This is a genomic window from Paenibacillus sp. UASWS1643 (genome assembly GCF_008693195.1).
Lineage (GTDB): Bacteria > Bacillota > Bacilli > Paenibacillales > Paenibacillaceae > Paenibacillus > Paenibacillus amylolyticus_B.
Genome location: NZ_VXKZ01000115.1, coordinates 123,233 through 141,000, shown reverse-complemented (window position 1 = coordinate 141,000; position 17,768 = coordinate 123,233). Strand labels below are relative to the sequence as shown.

Sequence of the window (17,768 nt, the reverse complement as noted above, 5' to 3'; positions counted from 1 at the left end):
CTCCTTATTCGTTCTCAGCTTCATTAATACGGTCTACAATGTTATCCGATCCTGACGGGTATTGATGAGGGGCTTGTCTCGTCTTATTCGCATTCGACTTTTCATCAGGTCTAGTCTTCATAGCCCACCAGGGTACTCTCAACCACAGATCCTTCATATTTGACTTGAAAAACGGACTGTATGGCATCAGGTAGTCAACACCAAATGACTTCAGCGATACCAGGTGTGCAAGTAATGGCACTGCTCCGGCCAATATGCCATATAATCCTAGCGTACCTGCCAGTAACATAAACGGAAAACGCAATAGCCTTACTGCTGTGGCCATACTGAAATAGGGTATAGCAAAATTCGCTATTGCTGTAAAAGAAACCACAATGACCATCGCGCCTGAGACCAATCCTGCCTCTACTGCAGCTTGACCGATGACCAATGCACCAACAATAGAGATTGCAGGTCCAATGGCTCGCGGCATTCGCACTCCAGCTTCACGAATGACCTCGAACGTAATTTCCATAAGCATAGCTTCAAGTAATGCCGGGAAAGGGACCCCTTCCCGTTGTGCAGCCAGGGTGACCAATAACGTGGTCGGTATCATCTCCTGCTGGAATGTGGTTAGTGCGATGAAAGTCGAAGGCAGCAACAAAGATACGAGGAAACAGATTAACCGTATAATCCGCAGAAAGGTAGAGATATCATAACGCTGATAATAATCTTCGGGCGTTTGAAAGAAATTAAAAAAAGTCACAGGTGCAATCAACGCAAATGGAGTACCATCTACCATAATGGCTACTTGACCATCCAATAGACTGCCTGCAACAGTATCTGGGCGCTCCGTATTGATCATGGTCGGAAAAGGCGTAAGCGGTGCATCCTGAATAAATTCTTCTATGTAACCACTTTCAAGTATACTATCTGTGTTGATAGCATTTAAACGTGTGGTAACTTCTTCAATGACTTGTGGCTTGGCAATACCCTGGATGTAAGCCAGTGCAACTACTGTCTGAGTGTACTCTCCAATGGTATGCATCTGGAATTTTAAATCAGGAGTTCGTATTTTTCGTCGAACAAGAGTAATGTTGGTTGTTAGTTCTTCTGTAAATCCTTCCTTGGGTCCTCTGACCACCGTTTGGGACGTGGGTTCCTCTACAGATCTTCTGGCTCCTCCGGCGATCGACACTGCAAGAACATTCTTTACACCATCAATAAGTATAACGACGTGGCCTGTTAATAAAGCTTCATAGATAAGTTGCGGCGAATCTATATTTCGGATATTTCCGGAGGGTAAGATTCCTTTCACTAACACATCTCCAGGTTGATCTTCCGGAAGGGGATTCGTATTCACCCATTGAATGATATTGTCCATAAGTTCAACCAACAGCGTAGAATCTGTCAACCCTTCCATGTAACATACAGCGAGGGCAGTGCCCTTTCCCTCTAACATAGGGAACTCACGAACTACAAAATCAGGACTATACTCAAATGCCTTGATAATACTGTTAAGTTTCTCTTCTAGCGAAATATCCAGACTTTGTGAATGTTGTGTTCGTTTATTGAATGTTTCTCCTTTCTTTTGTGATGTAAATACCTCCTTTATCCAACGCATAAGCATACAATCACCCCCTCTTTTCCGAGTAATATGGATCAATCGTGCACAAAGTATACATTGCCCTCAATAATCATGTCCTTCAAAAGCACATTGAAGAATATGCTGTTACAGTGTGGGAAGGAGGACAATCTTATTTATATACTGTTTGGATATGTTATCCTGGGTCTATCACTTTCAGCCCCTATTGGTCCCATTAATGCTGCGCAATTGGACAAGGGTATTCGAGGTGGGTTCAAGCCTGCCTGGTTTGTTGGACTAGGAGCCATCGCAGCTGATATTATTTATATGTTGCTGGTGTATTTCGGCATTGTGCATCTTCTTGAACTTCCATTTGTAAGGGTATTCCTCTGGATGTTTGGTTGTTTTGTACTGATCTATACAGGTGTGGAGAGTATTAAAAATACAGGAAACCTTGCCCCTTCTCAAATGAGAGGAGATGATTCGGAGCTTGCCAAGTCATTTCTTCAAGGATTCCTGATGTCTCTGTTTAACCCTCTTTCCATCATGTTCTGGTTAGGCATTTACGGCTCTGTTCTGGCGGAGGCTGTAAATGATTCTCCTATGGATCAATTGTTGATTTATAGTGGAGCTATCATCTTTGGCGTACTTCTATGGGATCTATTCATGGCCACTGCCGTGAGTTTTTTCCGCAAATACCTTACTTCCACTGTGCTAAAAGGAATTGCTCTCATTTCAGGACTGTCTTTAGTCGGTTTTGGCTGTTACTTTGGATATAAAGCCATACAATTTCTCTTCTTTATTTGAGTTTGTTTTTTTTGCGTAGCCGAATACCCGTGATGTGATAACTGCTTATACCCGTAGAACGCTGCTCATTTTCTTCAATTTCATCCTTCTCGTCATTTGATAATGTATTGGTCGCAGGCTTTTTCTTGCGAATCTGTTGTACAATGACGTCACTAATGGCAATGAGTGAGACAAGCAATAAGCTAATATAGAACCCTGGTCTGCTGAGTGCATGAAAAAGCGTTCCTGTGACTGCAGTAGCGATCAACAATAGGCCAATCCAGCGTTTGATCACATCGAACTTGCCTGATTTCAACAGTTTACCGGAGGATAACAAAATAAACGACCAGTTGTACAGAAGCATCAGACCAGCTGCAGTTGTGATGTATTCATATACTTTGCCTGGGAGTAAGAGAGACATGATGATCGTACCAACTAACCCACAACCAATGAGGGACAAGGCAAATAACGGATACTTCGTTTTCCACTTTCGAGAAAATAACTGCGGGGCGTCTCCCTCCTGAGCGAGGGTAATAATCATAGACGTCACCGCATAGAGCGAAGCAGTCATCGTTGAAAATCCGGCTACAATGAGCACCCCGTTGAACAAATGTGGGACAAAAGCAAGGTGATCACTACTGAGTGCCAGTACAAATGGACTCTCCTTGGGATTGAATGCATTCAAGGGAACCATAATTAAAGCGAGTCCAATGGATACAACATAAACGGTGGATAACGCAATAAGCATGACTTTTCCTGCCTTTGGGGCATCTTCCGGTTTTTGAAGCCGATATGACATAATGCCAAGCACTTCAATACCTCCATAAGCATAGAACGCAAAAAGAAACGCAGACCACAATCCGATGCCACCCTTTGGAAAAATCGCTGCCATATCCAGCGGTACTTTGTGTTCATACTTGGTTCCCCCAATCCATCCTGCGAGAAGAGCAATGGCAAGCACCAAAAACATGATGATCGCTGCAATTTTAATGATAGCCAGTACATTTTCAACCCGATCAAATCCCTTGTTACCGAAGAATACAATACAAAGACCTACAATTCCAAACCCTGCAGCAAAGATCCAGAGCGGAACAGCCGGAAACCAAAACCTGGAGAAAATGGACAATGCAGTTAGCTGACTCCCCATAATGAGCAACTCCGAAAACCAATAGAACCATCCGCTCGCAAAGCCTGCCCAACTTCCAAAGGCTTTCTTAGCGTAGGAACGAAAAGATCCTTGTTCCGGATGGTCCGCTGTCATTCTCGCGAGCGCGTCAAAAACTACATATGTACCTAAAGCGGCCAAGATATAGGCCAGCAGCACAGCTGGACCACCAATCGATATCGCAAGGCTGGAACCCAGGAAATACCCTGTACCAATTGTTCCTGCCACACCTAGCAGACTCAATTGCCACCATTTCAGTTTCTTTTCTTCTGTAGCGTTAGTCGATGCTTCACTCATGTTGTCATTCCTTTTCTGTATCATTTTAGGTCACTAAAGGTAGCCTTCCCAATCCACAGCGAATCATGTTCATCAAATAATCCTCATTTGAATGGAACAGGATAGATTGAATATTTCTCAGAACCGTATTACATAATACACAGGTAGATCAAAACACACAGGAGGGTTTTACACATGAATCAGTTCTCTCAATCACAGCAAATTACGCAGTTGGCTCAACAACTCACACAACAAACACAACAGGCTTCGATGCAATACCAACAATTACTTAGACAAGAACAAAGCAACGCTCAACAACTGGAGCAATTGGCACAACGCGAGCAACAAGCTGCACATATGATCCAGACCGCACTACAAGGACATCAAACCGCCATCCAGCAATTACAACAAATCTCCAATCTTGCACAACAACTTGCACACTCATCTTCACAACATGTATCTTACCTGGAGCAGCCATATAACACTCCTAATATCTCAACTAATGGTCAATCTTATGGCACGTATTCGAATCAACAACGCCCGCAGTAACATCTTCATGAAACACATAAAGGAACCCAGCATTGGGTTCCTTTTTTTGTGTGTTCATTGTAAAAAAGAGACTGCAGTTGTCTCTTTATAGGTTCTACCTTAAGTTTCAAATCTGGTCCTATACTATAGGAGGCTTGTTCATACTCTAGGCATTAAGATCATGTATTCCTGGGCTATGCTCATTTGGAAGTTCAGGCATATAAGGAAGCGGATATCCTTGTGGAGGATCGATCACTTGCAGTTCGCCACCATTACGACTTGGTGATTGACCACTGAAAATCTCAGCGATGCGTGTATTGTCTAAACGGAAATTAAACTGCGCATTGTGGAAGCCCATATCTACGTATTTCCGACATTCGGGATATTTATTAATATCATAGTTGGGAATCGGGAATATTTTGCCCCAATTCACACCCAGGGTCTCCAGTGCTTTGGCAAATGCATTTTGATGCGCATTATCACGAACAATCAGGAAACCCAGCGTTTCACGAAATGCTTTGTTGGTACTCATTTCATATATTCTTGATTTTTGCAACACACCCGTTGACTCCAATACAATATTATCAAGTAAGTTGCTTATCAGATTCCCATGATCGTACACATAATTCCCAAGCCATGGATTACCTGCAGCATCAACAGGCAATGAGCTCTGAGCCCCCATGATGTAATGATGAGGGTTGGCATGTTTAATCGCTTCATCCAATGGAGCACCGTCGATCCCTGCATCTCCCGCGCCCTCTGCACCGGCCCCCGTTAATAACTGATTAATGGTTTGTTGCACCAGTTCAATATGGCTTAATTCCTCAAGAAATACACCACGGATCAGATCTCTATACTGCGTGGCGTTGCCCCGAAAATTACTGCTTTGAAAGAAAAATTGCATCATCGTCCGCATTTCACCAAATTGCCCGCCAAGCGTCTCTTGTAATACTTTTGCTGCCGCGGGATCAGGCTTATCTGGTACGATCATATTGATTAGATCTTCACGATAAAAAAACATGGTTGTCCTCCATTCTGAATTAACATGCTATTCTAGTTTTAACGTTCTTCCTGTTATTATGTAATCGCTTGGCTGTCAAACCTTGGTTAGAACTATTTCTGCTTATCTCCTTAACAAAAATAAGTTGGACTGTCACCATTTTTTCCTTGGGTTATATCCTATAGGTAAAAGGAGGACTGTTCATGTCGTTGTTGTTTTCATCTTCTGAGATTGAGAATGAGGAGATCCCTCTCGAAACCTGGAAAAGAGATGCTTACCGTTTATTCTCTTTCAAAATGAGTGACCGGGAGGCTCGATTCCCCTGTATTCCGGCTACACAGGCCTTTGCCCTGGGTCACCTCCGATACGGCTTTGTTTCTAATTTCGGAGACGAGTCTGCAGAACGTAATGTATCAGACATACTCAAGGAATATGGAGAATGCTCTCGTTCATTCGGAGAATATTCTTCATTGATTTTATTTTTTGAAAAGGAAAAAGAGATACGGGATGTATTGGCCTATGAAAAAGCCTTCTGGGATTTATTAAGCCAGATTAGACACTTGGATAACAAACCTTGGCCAAAAGATATTCCAGAAGACCCGGAGCATCCCATGTGGGAGTTTTGTTACAATGACGAAAGGTATTTTGTCTATTGCGGGACGCCCGCCCATATGTCACGACAAAGTCGCAACTTTCCTTATTTCATGTTAGCTCTAACACCGCGCTGGGTGCTCGATATATGGAACGCGCAACCTCTCAAAGCTGCAGCGATTGCTCCGAGAATCCGCGCACGCTTGGCTGCCTACGACACCATACCAGCGCATCCTGAATTAAAGCAATACGGATCACAAGGCAATCTGGAGTATAAACAATATTTTTTGCGCGATGACGATACCGCTCCTTCCAACTGCCCGTTTCTTCGATCCCTTCAGCAGGACAAAGTAAAGAAATAGCTTAAATCGATTCTAAAAATACTCTCCTCCGAATAAACTCTATACCACCCATTTATAGGAGGAGAGCCCTGTGCTCCATACTCGCTACAACTACATAAGCAACGGACAAGCCCTATCGAAATAAGAATTCATTACAGACAGAAAGGAAATGACTATGGAAATCTATATTAAGTTCGTCCTGATTGGTCTCGCTATTGCCATGCCAGTGGGAGCAATTACGGTAGAGATGACCAAGCAGGGATTGAGAAATGGGTTTATCCATGGCTGGGCCGTGGGTCTTGGAGGCATGACAATTGATGCTGGTTTGATCCTGGCTATGTACTTCGGGTTTGCTTCCATTTTATCTCTACCTTATGTACAAATTCCACTATGGCTTGCGGGAGCTGGATTTCTGGCCTTTCTGGGATACGATTCGATCCGGAACTCAGATCTGGATATGGCAACATCAGATCATACGAACGGAAAAATCAAAAAATCGTTCTGGAGGACATACCGCAATGGCTTATTGGTAGCTGTCTCCCCTGGTAATCTTATTTTTTGGATATCTGTTTTTGGTGTTGTATTGTCTGATTCATACCAATCTACCGGTAAGCTGAGTTTTATCATTGCAGCATTTGGCGTACTGTGTGGAATCCTCATTCATGATCTGGGTCTGCTCTCCATTGTATCTGTGACACGAAAAGTAATGAGCAAAAAAATGATACAAGCGGTCTCTGCCATGGCTGGAGTTCTTTTGCTGTGTTTTTCGTTCTACTTTTTATATAAATTTGTATTGGCCCTGTGGCTTCTATTGCAGTAGATTTTTCCGAGAAATTAAGGTTGTCCCTTCTGAAAAAGGGACAACCTTTTCTTTGATTCCTTGATTCCTTATCTATATGCTGCTGCAGGTACTTTCCTGGAATATCTATTTTTTTGTAATCAGAAATCATTTGACTTTCACCGTGAAGGATGACAGTTCATTTATTCGCGGGGCGTGCTGAATTGTATCTAAAAGATAGGTAGTAACAGCGGTGTGCGTTCCTTTCTATTGTGAATTTTTCATATGTTGAAATATTATATTGATGACGAACTAGCTTTTAGTGCAAACACAGTTATCGTTTATCTTTGTCTCAAAATTAAAGTAGTATGCTTAAGATGATTTGGACATTTTACATAATAGTTAGAATGTTTAGTTATTGTGAATTTTTCATATGTTGAAAATATAATGTTTATGACAAAAAGAAAGCTGCCTATGGGCAGCTTCGCAAAATTAAAATCCATTGGGCAAATGCAAAGAATCAGGTCCGGCCTGTCCAATCTGCTCCGGCGATTTCTTTCCATCGTGCTCTAATCTCATCATATAATTCCTGTGGTAGTGGCCCTTTAGCCACAAGGTCGGCATTTTGCTGCCAGCGATTGGGCTTGGCTGTTCCTACAATAGCCGTATCTACGCCTTCAGTACTTAGCGTAAATCGCAGTGCAGTTTCTACCGCTGCCTGGGCATCTTCACCCAGAAAACCATAGTCAAGTTCATTTAAGCGCTTCCAGTATATAAATGGATAAGCCTCTTCCGAAAGTGTTTCATATGCCCAGGCCGCATTGGCAATAGGTCTTTTAGCGATTACTCCCATGTTTCTTTTTCTTGCCTCAGGCAAAGTCAGTTCAATCGCTTCCTGATCTGCGATATTTAGTGACGTCTCCAGACTGTCAAATACTCCGGTCTGAATCGCATATAGCGCATCCGTTGTATCCCCACTGTATCCGATAAACCTGGTCTTTCCTGCTTCCTTGGCACGTTGCAGTACTTCGATTACTGCTCCTTGTCGAAGTACTTCTTCAGAACAGCTATGCAAATGGATAACATCCACATAGTCCGTTTTCAGCCTTTTCAGACTGCGGTCAATCGTTTGCTCCAGTACTTTGGCATCCCAATCCGGACCTTCGATCCCGGCAGCATGTCCACATTTGGTGAACAAATAGTAGTCATCACGCCGATGTGACAGCACCTCACCGATTAGTTCCTCGCTGTCACCGTAACATTCAGCCGTGTCAATCACGTTTAATCCAGCATCGAGGGCACTATTCAACAATGTCGCTACATCCGTTTTGGATACATCTTTGCCTATTTCCGCTCCGCCAAATCCAAGTGTACTTACGTTCATGCCAGTATTACCGTACTTGCGCGTTTCCATGGTTATCTTCCTCCAAGTTCAGTGAATTGGGTACAGATAAATAGAAATACAGTTAACTTCCCATATGTTATTACCCATGCGTTGGTTATGCCACCCACTTTTCCAGATTGCTATCAACTCTACTCATCTAGAATCCGTAGATCGACATCCCACCGTCAACCAACAACGTTTGACCCGTTATATATCCCGCTGCATCTGATGCCAGGAACACAACCGGCCCTACCACTTCTTCCAGTTCTCCCACTCGCTGTAGCGGTGTACGGTTCACAATTTCCTGCAAATACTGGGGATCATCTAGCAGCTTTTCAGTCAAAGGTGTTCGGAAATACCATGGCCCTACTGAATTGACACGGATTCCATACTTTCCCCATTCCAGTGCGAGCACTTTGGTCATATGAATTAACGCAGCTTTGGTCGCACCATATACAACCCCTGTCCGCAAAGCCGTGTGGCCGCCTACCGAAGAGATGTTAATGATCTTCCCAGTCCCACGTTCTTTCATATGCTGACCCGCTAATTGCGAAGCAAAGAAAGCCGATTTTAAGTTTGTCTGCATGATGGTCTCCCACTGCTCGTCCGTGACTTCAAGTGCTGGAGTCCGTATGTTCATACCTGCGTTATTCACCAAAATGTCCAGACTGCCCATCTCCGAGATTGCCTCTCGAAACGTCTCTTCCAGTTGTTCTCTTGATGTCACATCCGCAGTTAGAGCGAGCGCTTTACGCCCTGTCTGTTCATAGATGTAGGCGGCTGTCTCCTCAATTTCTTTCATTGTTCGGGATACAAGTACAACGTCACTGCCTGACTGGGCAAGTCCAATCGCAATTGCTTTTCCGATCCCTCTCCCCGCGCCTGTCACCAGTGCTGTCTGTCCATCAAGATTGAATGTGGGTACGTTCATATTACTCACTCCTTTATCAGATTCTATATTTCAGCATTCAAGCAGAATGCTTCTATATGTAGGTAAACCCCGATGGGAATCAGGTTACAAAATACTGGCTTGGATTACCCAGTTCCGGATGGAACTTCTCTCGAAAGCGGCCTCCGGTATAATCCCCTATAATTTTTCGCCAGAACGCCTGAGCAATGACATTGTTACGAACCTGGGTCACTTTCCATCTTCCTGGAAAACGTTTGAACAGCTCATAGGCTGCCCGAGTACCCACTCCACTGCGCCGATATTTTTGCATCACAAAAAACTCAGTCAGATAGTAGTCATTATCCTTACTTCCAGGCTCCAATTTCTCCACCAGAGCAAACCCTGCAGGTGCCCCGTCACTTGTAATCAAAAAAGGAAACTTGCGGTCCTTTTCTGCCCAGAATGCCTCCAGACCCGGATATTCCGGAAAAATGCCGTTACTGTCTACATCAATATTCAGATATTTGGTAAAATCATATAGATAAAATTGCATTAAATGCCGAATCACCTGACTGCGTTCCCGGGGAACCAGTTCTATTTTCATATTCATCCGGTTCACCTCCTCTGCTTTACGTATACTAATTACTTTAAAGGTTTACGCGCCGAAGGGCAAGGAAGCATCCCCTACTTACTGCCTGCTTTAGTGAACAAGCTGTGAGCATGTAAATTATGGTACACTAGAGCATAGAATACTATTAAATTGAATATTCATTTTATATGTTTTTCACATGGAGGTGTCGAACTTGACCAACGTGCAAAAAGAGATTGATCGACGCAAGCTGGATGACAAACTACCTTCCATGCCTTGGTTCGTTCAGCAATTCATGGACTACAAGCTGCCTGACCTGTCCCCCTCTACCCTGCTCGAATATCTGAGAGATTACGAAGCTTTCTTCGGATGGTTGCGAGCAGAAGGGCTGTCCCAAGCAAGCTCTAATAAAGAAGTAACGTTGACTGAACTGGAAGTCCTACGCATGGATTCAGTTACCGCCTATCGGTTATTTCTCACAACCAAACGGGAAGGAACCAATTCCAGAATTACCGTCTCTCGCAAACTCTCTTCCCTCCGCTCCCTTTTTCATTACCTGAGCCAGATTGCGGAAGATGAAGACTTTTATCCTTTGCTGAAGCGGAATATTATGGCCAAAATCGAGATCAAGCGTACCCATAAACCCAAGGACACCGCTGCCAAACTCAAAGGTAAAATTCTGGAGGAAGAGGAACTGCTGGAATTTATCGGCTATATCCTTGAAGGTTACGCTGTTGATATGGAAAAGAACAAACAGGCACTGTATTCCCATGAGCTCAACAAAGAACGGGACGCCTGCATTGCCAGCCTGATCCTCAATTCAGGTTTACGGGTGTCGGAGGTCGTGAACCTGAACGTCGATGATCTCGATCTGAACAACAAACTCCTGTATGTTTATCGCAAAGGTAACAATGATGAGACGTACAAAACACCCGTTTATTTCAGGGAACAGGCCAAGGATGAACTCGCGACTTATATGAACCTGCGGCAATCACGTTACCGTACGCCCAAACGGGAGAAAGGTCTGTTCATTGCTTTGCGTAACGGAGATGCAGAAGGAAGTCGAATGACCAAAAGAGCGATCCAGGCCATGATCATGAAATACGCCAAGCGCTTTGGGAAACCATACTTGACTGTGCACAAATTACGTCATTCATTCGCAACGGACTATTATTTGCAAAATGATATTTACAAAACGAAGGAGCAGCTCGGTCACGCTTCTACGGAAACGACCGAGATCTATGCTCACCTTACCGACAAAACGATGTCCGAAGCCATTGAACGCCGTACTGACGACGGGATGTAACATCCCAAACATAATAAAAGCAGCAAACCGCATCAAGGATTCTGTTCCGAGAAAGGTCTGCTGCTTTTTTTATTTTTTTGCATCATTCAAGGAGAAAAGCACATGTAGAAACAATTTAGTTTACATAATAAATGTTACGTTTTATCCAAAGACGATTAATCACGCTCTCTGTACATTCAATCATATCCAGCGATTATAATTTCCCACTTCTTGACGTTTCTACGATTCGACTTCACCATTCTGCCTACACTCGCTCTCAACCATCGCTAACAACGCTTTGGCTATATCCTCCGTTTCATGAACCGAGTAACATGTTATATTTCTGCTAAAAGTGCTCCGCTCTATAAACTGCTCTGGAGGTAGCCATGAGATCATCCCCAATACCCCTTCAAGTTGATCAACCAAGGTCAGATCTTTCTCTTCTCGAACCATCACGAATTTGGGATAAGAAGCATCCTTGAATCCTTCAATGACAATCCAATCATAACCGGACAGATAGCTCAGCATATCCTCCAGCTTGGTTGCCTGTCGCTCCATAATCGCAGTACGTTTCTCGGATATGACAACCACCGCCGAGGCTCCCGACTCCCCAAATTGATACGAATCCGTTCCTTCTTGATCCATCTCAAAATGATCATGTCCATCATGCTTTATCGCTGCTACTTTAAGTCCCATGGAAGAAAAGTGCCCGATCAGCGCGGCTGTCAGGGTTGTCTTGCCCGTGTTTTTGTATCCGACAATCTGTATGATATGTGGCTTTGTATCACTCATAGTAGTCATCTACCACTACCTCACATGACCTGAGGGCAGTTTGAGAATACGTACCTGCTCACCCGCAGGAATACCTTTTTTTTCAGGTGGGATAACTATCAGACAATCACTATCCTTAATGGTGATCATCACACTGGATTCATCTACACGGGCTGCGGCTGGTATCGCGTATACCATCCCATTGCGAATCTCAGTACGCCCACGTACAAATCGTTTGAAATTGTTTACTTTGGTGTACCCATCTTCCAATATGGCAGTCCATTCTTCCAGATAAGGATGAGCATCGGCTTGCATGGAACGAATGGTAGGATGAACAAATAGACCAAAGCCCACAAAACAAGCACCCGGATTACCCGAAAGCGCAAACAGCAATTTGTCTTTATATACAGCAGCTGTGGTTACACTGCCTGGTCGCATTGTCACTTTGTTAAACAACATCTCCACATGTTCTTCCAGCACAAGTTCGCCCATAATATCATAATCCCCGACGGATACACCGCCTGTAGTCACCACGATATCATTGTCTTGAATGGCTTCTTCCAGTTTGGCCCTTGCCGTATTCACATCGTCTGCAATGGAACCATACATCACCGGCTCTCCTCCCGCTTCAACGACCAGAGAACGCAGCATGTAGCTGTTGCTGTTTCGAATCCGGCCCGGTTGCAGGGGCTCATCTACATCAAGCAATTCCGTGCCAGTTGCGAATATCGCCACCTTTGGACGTTGAAATACGGGAACCTCTGCTATGCCAAAAGTAGCTAACACGGACTGCTCTCCTGCCCTGATGATCGTTCCTGCTTCGAGCAGTTGCTGTCCCTCTTGGACTTCCAGCCCGATTGGGGTGATGTTAGCACCCGATAATATGTGCCGTTTCAATGCAATCCACTGTGCTCCGTCCTCTACCTTGCTCTCGGTCATCTCCATCATGACTACCGCATCCGCACCTTCCGGAACCTGTGCACCGGTCATGATGCGAGCCGTCGTACCTGAAACAATGGTGTGGTCCGAGGTGTAGCCGCAAGGAATTTCATCAATTACTCGAAACCAAACTTGATGATCACTTGATGCATCTATGGTATCTGTACTTATAATCGCGAATCCATCCATACCCGATCTCCGAAAGAATGGATACGGATGAGGTGCCTGAATCGTCTCTGCAAGTGTGCGGCCATGAGCAGATTCAAGGTGAACTTTCTCTATGGAGCCTACAGTAACTCTTGCAGCTATTTTGGCTTGGGCATCCGGTACCTGTACAGCTGTACGATTGAATTTGGCAGTTGTCATATCATGTGAATGTGAGTTCATTTTCAAAAGTATTCTTACCTCCCAGAGACATATCATCTTTTAAGAAAGTGTAGCCCGAATGCTCTAAGATAACAAGTACATTACTTATTGAATCCTGTGACAAATCATATTTCTTATAGGTGTAACATTCCTTGAACTATATTCAACATGAAAGGCATTTTGTCTGCCCATAATATAATTAACTAAGGGAGGCGATGATCATAAGTAATCGATGTGAATTATGCGGAAGAGAACCTGTAAACACGACCATTCATCATCTGACACCGAAAGAAATGGGAGGAACATCTCTGCCAACAGCCAACCTGTGTATCCCCTGTCACAAACAGATTCATTCGCTATACACGAATCGCGACATTGTAACCCTTGGTCTCACGGATCTGCAATCCTTGAGACAGGATGAACGAATGATTCCATTTATCCGATGGATTCGCAAACAGCCTGCTACAACGATTCCCCGTGTACGCAAATCCAATCATGTTCGCAAATCGTAAACCAAAAAGAACAGCTCCAAGGTCATGTGCCGGCGAGGTGAATCCGCCTTCCCTTTTCACTGTTCTTAAATGAATTATGCGATTGGCAGCCATCCTTATGATTAGATGTTTATTATCTTCGCCTCTTAATTCGGCCGCCGCCCACTCTGGTTTTTGGTTTTTTGTAGGATTTCTTAGGTGAATCAAACAACCCACCACTGCTCTTGTTGCGATCAATGGTTCCCTTGCTCTGATCTTTGTTGCGGTTGAATAATCCTCCGCCAGATCCCACGCTTGAATCTTTATCGCTTCCGCGCCTTGTAATCGTACCTTTCCGATCAACAGTAATAGGTGGAGCAAGCTTCTTGTCATTACTTGTTGGTGCACGATAAGATCCTGCACTCGGTTTATACGTATCTTTATTGGTATATCCTCGATATTTGCCATAACCTCGCCCGCCAAAAGAATCGAACAGATTACCAATTAATGTAGCGGTGAGGTACCCTTGTAAAAAAGATGAATCGTAGTTCTGCCGAACATATTCCTTGGAGTCCACCTCAACCAAGGTATCCTCCGGCTTGTTCGGGTCTTGTTGCAGATGATAATACTCGTCCTGATACACGAGGAACATACGCTCTGTGTTCTCTGCCGAGATCTGATCCGTTTGCCTTTGGTCAGACAATTCCTGAGCCACTTCCGGAACGGTACGGTCTGAAGCCCGGTACACATAGGACGTTGAGTTACCACTGCCGTTAACCGATTCAAGCGGATATGTGTCCTGAACAGAAGGTGCTCCGCACGCGGACAACAGAGACATCACAAGGCTGAGGACCAGCATTAATTTTAATCCATGTGCCAAGCGTTTTTTCATTGGGAACCTCTCCTAGCTCGAACGAATTACTTTGATATCCGCAGGAAGAATGGACTCACCCTCATACAGTGTAAATCTTCTGTCTTGCCACTCCACCCGAAGAAGCATATTATCATCCGACTGATACTGCCATACCAATTGTTCTCCAGCCTGGCCATATGGAGTTCTACCTGCCGTTGATACCATGCCTCCATACTCTTCCTCCAGATGAAATGCGCGTCCATCCAGGTCCAGCAATGTGGGCACCTCATCAGGTGCATCAAGCCTGCCATCAATTGGTGTATATAGGGCGTAACGTGTGAGTTCCCGTTCTTCGATATGCAAATATCGAAATGCGGTACCATCCTGCAGCGTGAGCACAACTGCATTTCGAGCGCGATTTTGTACCCGACCAACGACTTCATAAGTGACCAGAGAAACCTCACAGATATCACCAGGTGCAAGCTGAAGCATCGTTTTCTCTGCCTGCGGTGGTTCAGGTTTTGTTAGTATTCCTTTAATTCGTTTCCATACACTCATGAGAATTACTCCTGTTCCTTATCTTATAAACAAGCGGCAATAATCAGTGCGCCCACGATATGTAAAGCGCCAGAGAACAACCCGTATCCTGTCTTCCCTTGCTGAATTCCCGTATCCAGATCCAGATTGGCCCATTTGCGAATCATAAAGTGTACAACACTCTCCAGAATCAACAAAATGATAAAGGATACAACGGAGACCAACAATGCTTCTCCAAGATGACCAGCCGTAGAAATGGACGTAGCGAGTACATACCCTTGTGCAAATAATTTCATAACCATCCGTGTAGTAACGGCCATATTGCCAGCCTTAACTTCAGCAAAATCCTTATATTTCGTGAACAGTGAATCTACATACATCAGGACAAACAGCAAAACCGAACCAGATCCGGTCCAGACCAGCATCGCCAAAATATTCAAATCCATTTACACAGCCCCCACATATCAACATGAACCGCATTTAAAAGCGAAGGAGAAATACTCTTCTCCTCCGCTGGTTAACCCTGCTGACAACCAAGGTATTAGTTCTTATTATCGTACTGTTTCATCAATGCTGCGAGTTCGTCTTCAACAGCCTGATCTTTACCCAACTTCTCGAACTCTTCATCCAAAGACTTGCCTTTGGAAGACATTTCGTTACTTGCTTCTGCCTGTGCTTCCATCTGCATCATTTTCTCTTCCATGCGCTTCATACCGGCACTTGCAGTATCGGAGCCAAACCCATTCAACGCTTTGTTGATTTCCGTTTGGGCTTTTGCTGCATTGTAGCGGGCTACCAGTGTTTCCCGTTTGTTCTTCATTTGAGTCAGTTGTTTACGCATCTCGTCCAGCTTGCCACGCAGGTTATCTGCTGAAGCCTTGTTTTGATCATAACTGGTTTTGTACTCAGTCATCTTCTCTTCGGCTGCTTTTTTTTCTTCCAAAGCCCTGCGGGCCAGATCCAAGTTTTGAGCACGTGCCGCCGTATGCGCCTGCTCTTCACGTTTTTTCACTAAAGCTTCCTGCTCTTCGAATAACTGCTTGAATTTCTTCTCAATGGCGATCTGTTGCGCTACTGCTTTCTCCGCATCTTCCAGGTCCTCTTGCATGTCACGGATATATTGGTCCGTCATCTTGATTGGGTCTTCTGCCTTGTCAATAATGGCGTTAATGTTAGACATGGTTAGATCACGTAAACGTTTGAAAATGGACATTATGTTATTCCTCCTAGTCGATATTACATCGTATATAAACATACATACGTAACAATCTACAACTCGTTTCAATTTTAGCAAATAAAATAAAATTGAAACATGCGATTGTTTAGGAAGATCACATTTCCTTGTTGAGATGATCCTCCATTAGCCTCTCTGCAGTCTGCACGATTTCATCGATCTGCATCCGTGTAATGGAATCAAAATGAATACCCATAATTACCGTAACGGTTACTTTCAGCTGCAGGGCAGCCTTTCGGGCAAGCCGCTCACACAACTCTTGTTCCTTATGCCCCGGAATATGTACCGTCGTCCCGCTGACGCGCTCATGATCCACGTAGAACGTGGCTACGGCACCAATATGCGCCTTTCCTCCGGTAACGAGAAAAACCTTATCCTCTCCTGCTTCAATCACCTGTAAACGTATGGATTTCAAATCATATGTACTCATATCCTATCCACCTATCCTTTTCTATATGTTTTATATGGAGGAATTATGGCTGTCATAAGCTAAATCCGCAATGAAACTTCTCACACTACGCATATTTTATGAGACCCCCGGGCATACCAAGGAGAACGTCATTTTGGAAAAGGAGGCCGTTATTATGCGTGTACGCCTCATTATGCTGATGATTATCGTTATTTTTCTCGGGGGATATCATGCTCCAGTTTCATCACGGGATGTTTCAAGCCCGTCAAGTGAATCAGTATCAGGTTCGGATTCTGCGGAAGAAGAACAACTGACATTGGGACAGTTACGTCAAAAATATGCCGATACGTTCAAAACGAATGGTCCTTCAACCAAGAAGGTTGCACTCACTTTTGATGATGTACCTGATCCACGGTTTACTCCACAAGTGCTGGATGTATTGAAGAAATACAATGTCAGAGCTACATTCTTCATCGTGGGTAGTCGTGCTGAGAAACATCCGGATCTGGTGAAACGCATCGTTAAGGAAGGGCATATGGTTGGTAATCACAGCTACAATCATCCTGAATTCAGTAAGCTGTCGATGAATGCCTTTCGCAAACAAATTTTACATACCGGAGATATTATTCGACGTTTGGCGGGATATACACCCAAGATGATTCGGCCACCTTATGGAGACATTAATGAAGAACAGCTGAGATGGGCTGCCAAACAACACTATAGCATTGTGAACTGGAACGTAGACTCCCTGGACTGGAAAGGCCTATCAAAGGAACAGGTGAAAGATAACATCCTGTCTGCCGTAAAACCCGGCTCCATCGTTCTGCAACATGCTGGAGGCGGTGTAGGATCAAACCTGAACGGCACGATTGAGGCTTTGCCTGAAATCATTGAGGAATTGCGAAAGCGCGGATATGAACTCGTCACCTTGGACGAAATGCTGGGATTACCGAAGGCGAAAGAATAGAATAACCGTGTTAGGAAATCATGAAAATATTAAAAGGGTGCTGTTC

Annotated in this window: 20 protein-coding genes; 7 read left to right on the top strand and 13 right to left on the bottom strand. The window is 44.2% G+C overall.

What is annotated here, in order from left to right; translation table 11 throughout:
* Positions 1 to 4: 4 nt before the first annotated feature.
* Entirely contained in the window at positions 5 to 1,609 is a 1,605-nt protein-coding gene (locus FE296_RS25285) for a spore germination protein (protein WP_124115225.1), read from the bottom strand.
* Positions 1,610 to 1,738: 129 nt separating this feature from the next.
* Between FE296_RS25285 and FE296_RS25280 the strand changes: the two genes are divergently transcribed.
* Positions 1,739 to 2,371 (top strand): LysE family transporter, encoded by a 633-nt coding sequence (locus FE296_RS25280; protein ID WP_167483645.1) that lies wholly within the window; start codon positions 1,739 to 1,741, stop codon positions 2,369 to 2,371.
* On the opposite strand, the gene FE296_RS25275 is transcribed toward FE296_RS25280, so the two are convergent.
* On the bottom strand, positions 2,364 to 3,812 hold the full coding sequence (locus FE296_RS25275; protein ID WP_150366730.1) for an amino acid permease: 1,449 nt from the start codon (positions 3,810 to 3,812) through the stop codon (positions 2,364 to 2,366). The two genes, FE296_RS25280 and FE296_RS25275, sit on opposite strands and share 8 nt — an antisense overlap.
* 174 nt (positions 3,813 to 3,986) lie before the next feature.
* Here FE296_RS25275 and FE296_RS25270 point away from each other — a divergent pair, with 174 nt between their 5' ends.
* The gene (locus FE296_RS25270; protein WP_124115228.1) at positions 3,987 to 4,340 is read left to right on the top strand and encodes an AMP-dependent synthetase and ligase; all 354 of its coding nucleotides are present in this window, start codon (positions 3,987 to 3,989) and stop codon (positions 4,338 to 4,340) included.
* A gap of 145 nt (positions 4,341 to 4,485) precedes the next feature.
* Here FE296_RS25270 and FE296_RS25265 read toward each other — a convergent pair whose 3' ends face one another.
* Entirely contained in the window at positions 4,486 to 5,340 is an 855-nt protein-coding gene (locus FE296_RS25265; RefSeq protein WP_124115229.1) for a manganese catalase family protein, read from the bottom strand.
* Positions 5,341 to 5,522: 182 nt separating this feature from the next.
* Here FE296_RS25265 and FE296_RS25260 point away from each other — a divergent pair, with 182 nt between their 5' ends.
* The gene (locus FE296_RS25260) at positions 5,523 to 6,272 is read left to right on the top strand and encodes a YqcI/YcgG family protein (RefSeq protein WP_150366729.1); all 750 of its coding nucleotides are present in this window, start codon (positions 5,523 to 5,525) and stop codon (positions 6,270 to 6,272) included.
* A 154-nt stretch (positions 6,273 to 6,426) separates the two neighbouring features.
* Positions 6,427 to 7,071 (top strand): LysE family translocator, encoded by a 645-nt coding sequence (locus FE296_RS25255; protein WP_124115231.1) that lies wholly within the window; start codon positions 6,427 to 6,429, stop codon positions 7,069 to 7,071.
* A 478-nt stretch (positions 7,072 to 7,549) separates the two neighbouring features.
* Here the strand turns inward: FE296_RS25255 and FE296_RS25250 are convergent, their stop codons facing one another.
* The 3 genes from FE296_RS25250 to FE296_RS25240 all read right to left on the bottom strand — a co-directional run bounded on the left by FE296_RS25250 (position 7,550) and on the right by FE296_RS25240 (position 9,912).
* Complete coding sequence (locus tag FE296_RS25250; protein ID WP_150366728.1) at positions 7,550 to 8,443, bottom strand: aldo/keto reductase; 894 nt, start codon at positions 8,441 to 8,443, stop codon at positions 7,550 to 7,552.
* Positions 8,444 to 8,570: 127 nt separating this feature from the next.
* A complete protein-coding gene (locus tag FE296_RS25245) occupies positions 8,571 to 9,344 on the bottom strand; it encodes an SDR family NAD(P)-dependent oxidoreductase (protein WP_150366727.1) in 774 nt (257 codons plus the stop codon).
* A gap of 79 nt (positions 9,345 to 9,423) precedes the next feature.
* The gene (locus FE296_RS25240; protein WP_036613700.1) at positions 9,424 to 9,912 is read right to left on the bottom strand and encodes a GNAT family N-acetyltransferase; all 489 of its coding nucleotides are present in this window, start codon (positions 9,910 to 9,912) and stop codon (positions 9,424 to 9,426) included.
* A 193-nt stretch (positions 9,913 to 10,105) separates the two neighbouring features.
* Here FE296_RS25240 and xerS point away from each other — a divergent pair, with 193 nt between their 5' ends.
* On the top strand, positions 10,106 to 11,197 hold the full coding sequence (gene xerS, locus FE296_RS25235; protein ID WP_223869027.1) for a tyrosine recombinase XerS: 1,092 nt from the start codon (positions 10,106 to 10,108) through the stop codon (positions 11,195 to 11,197).
* Between the two features lie 219 nt (positions 11,198 to 11,416).
* Here xerS and mobB read toward each other — a convergent pair whose 3' ends face one another.
* Positions 11,417 to 11,977: a molybdopterin-guanine dinucleotide biosynthesis protein B gene (mobB, locus tag FE296_RS25230; RefSeq protein ID WP_150366725.1), complete on the bottom strand. Its 561-nt coding sequence runs from the start codon at positions 11,975 to 11,977 to the stop codon at positions 11,417 to 11,419.
* Positions 11,978 to 11,983: 6 nt separating this feature from the next.
* Complete coding sequence (locus FE296_RS25225; RefSeq protein ID WP_150367672.1) at positions 11,984 to 13,273, bottom strand: molybdopterin molybdotransferase MoeA; 1,290 nt, start codon at positions 13,271 to 13,273, stop codon at positions 11,984 to 11,986.
* Positions 13,274 to 13,467: 194 nt separating this feature from the next.
* Between FE296_RS25225 and FE296_RS25220 the strand changes: the two genes are divergently transcribed.
* Positions 13,468 to 13,764, top strand: a complete 297-nt coding sequence (locus FE296_RS25220) for an HNH endonuclease (RefSeq protein ID WP_124115237.1) — start codon at positions 13,468 to 13,470, stop codon at positions 13,762 to 13,764.
* A gap of 112 nt (positions 13,765 to 13,876) precedes the next feature.
* On the opposite strand, the gene FE296_RS25215 is transcribed toward FE296_RS25220, so the two are convergent.
* The 5 genes from FE296_RS25215 to lpdD all read right to left on the bottom strand — a co-directional run bounded on the left by FE296_RS25215 (position 13,877) and on the right by lpdD (position 16,776).
* Positions 13,877 to 14,614, bottom strand: a complete 738-nt coding sequence (locus FE296_RS25215) for a DUF4247 domain-containing protein (RefSeq protein WP_150366724.1) — start codon at positions 14,612 to 14,614, stop codon at positions 13,877 to 13,879.
* 12 nt (positions 14,615 to 14,626) lie between these two features.
* Positions 14,627 to 15,133 carry a DUF4178 domain-containing protein gene (locus FE296_RS25210; RefSeq protein ID WP_076210134.1) on the bottom strand — a complete coding sequence of 169 codons (507 nt, stop codon included), beginning with the start codon at positions 15,131 to 15,133 and terminating at the stop codon, positions 14,627 to 14,629.
* Between the two features lie 23 nt (positions 15,134 to 15,156).
* Positions 15,157 to 15,558 carry a DUF350 domain-containing protein gene (locus tag FE296_RS25205; RefSeq protein WP_036613690.1) on the bottom strand — a complete coding sequence of 134 codons (402 nt, stop codon included), beginning with the start codon at positions 15,556 to 15,558 and terminating at the stop codon, positions 15,157 to 15,159.
* Between the two features lie 95 nt (positions 15,559 to 15,653).
* Positions 15,654 to 16,325 carry a PspA/IM30 family protein gene (locus FE296_RS25200; protein WP_124115240.1) on the bottom strand — a complete coding sequence of 224 codons (672 nt, stop codon included), beginning with the start codon at positions 16,323 to 16,325 and terminating at the stop codon, positions 15,654 to 15,656.
* 118 nt (positions 16,326 to 16,443) lie between these two features.
* A complete protein-coding gene (lpdD, locus tag FE296_RS25195; protein WP_150366723.1) occupies positions 16,444 to 16,776 on the bottom strand; it encodes a prenylated flavin chaperone LpdD in 333 nt (110 codons plus the stop codon).
* Between the two features lie 154 nt (positions 16,777 to 16,930).
* Between lpdD and FE296_RS25190 the strand changes: the two genes are divergently transcribed.
* The gene (locus tag FE296_RS25190; RefSeq protein ID WP_150366722.1) at positions 16,931 to 17,722 is read left to right on the top strand and encodes a polysaccharide deacetylase family protein; all 792 of its coding nucleotides are present in this window, start codon (positions 16,931 to 16,933) and stop codon (positions 17,720 to 17,722) included.
* The last annotated feature ends 46 nt before the right edge of the window (positions 17,723 to 17,768 follow it).

Coding starts and splice junctions, on each gene's coding strand:
- FE296_RS25210 (WP_076210134.1), bottom strand. CDS start 15,133: ATGAGTGTATGGAAACGAATTAAAGGAATACTAACAAAACCTGAACCA.
- FE296_RS25270 (WP_124115228.1), top strand. CDS start 3,987: ATGAATCAGTTCTCTCAATCACAGCAAATTACGCAGTTGGCTCAACAA.
- FE296_RS25240 (WP_036613700.1), bottom strand. CDS start 9,912: ATGAATATGAAAATAGAACTGGTTCCCCGGGAACGCAGTCAGGTGATT.
- FE296_RS25245 (WP_150366727.1), bottom strand. CDS start 9,344: ATGAACGTACCCACATTCAATCTTGATGGACAGACAGCACTGGTGACA.
- FE296_RS25190 (WP_150366722.1), top strand. CDS start 16,931: ATGCGTGTACGCCTCATTATGCTGATGATTATCGTTATTTTTCTCGGG.
- FE296_RS25285 (WP_124115225.1), bottom strand. CDS start 1,609: ATGCTTATGCGTTGGATAAAGGAGGTATTTACATCACAAAAGAAAGGA.
- FE296_RS25255 (WP_124115231.1), top strand. CDS start 6,427: ATGGAAATCTATATTAAGTTCGTCCTGATTGGTCTCGCTATTGCCATG.
- FE296_RS25265 (WP_124115229.1), bottom strand. CDS start 5,340: ATGTTTTTTTATCGTGAAGATCTAATCAATATGATCGTACCAGATAAG.
- FE296_RS25275 (WP_150366730.1), bottom strand. CDS start 3,812: ATGAGTGAAGCATCGACTAACGCTACAGAAGAAAAGAAACTGAAATGG.
- FE296_RS25215 (WP_150366724.1), bottom strand. CDS start 14,614: ATGAAAAAACGCTTGGCACATGGATTAAAATTAATGCTGGTCCTCAGC.
- mobB (WP_150366725.1), bottom strand. CDS start 11,977: ATGACTACTATGAGTGATACAAAGCCACATATCATACAGATTGTCGGA.
- FE296_RS25260 (WP_150366729.1), top strand. CDS start 5,523: ATGTCGTTGTTGTTTTCATCTTCTGAGATTGAGAATGAGGAGATCCCT.
- FE296_RS25225 (WP_150367672.1), bottom strand. CDS start 13,273: ATGAACTCACATTCACATGATATGACAACTGCCAAATTCAATCGTACA.
- FE296_RS25250 (WP_150366728.1), bottom strand. CDS start 8,443: ATGGAAACGCGCAAGTACGGTAATACTGGCATGAACGTAAGTACACTT.
- FE296_RS25200 (WP_124115240.1), bottom strand. CDS start 16,325: ATGTCCATTTTCAAACGTTTACGTGATCTAACCATGTCTAACATTAAC.
- FE296_RS25220 (WP_124115237.1), top strand. CDS start 13,468: ATGATCATAAGTAATCGATGTGAATTATGCGGAAGAGAACCTGTAAAC.
- FE296_RS25205 (WP_036613690.1), bottom strand. CDS start 15,558: ATGGATTTGAATATTTTGGCGATGCTGGTCTGGACCGGATCTGGTTCG.
- lpdD (WP_150366723.1), bottom strand. CDS start 16,776: ATGAGTACATATGATTTGAAATCCATACGTTTACAGGTGATTGAAGCA.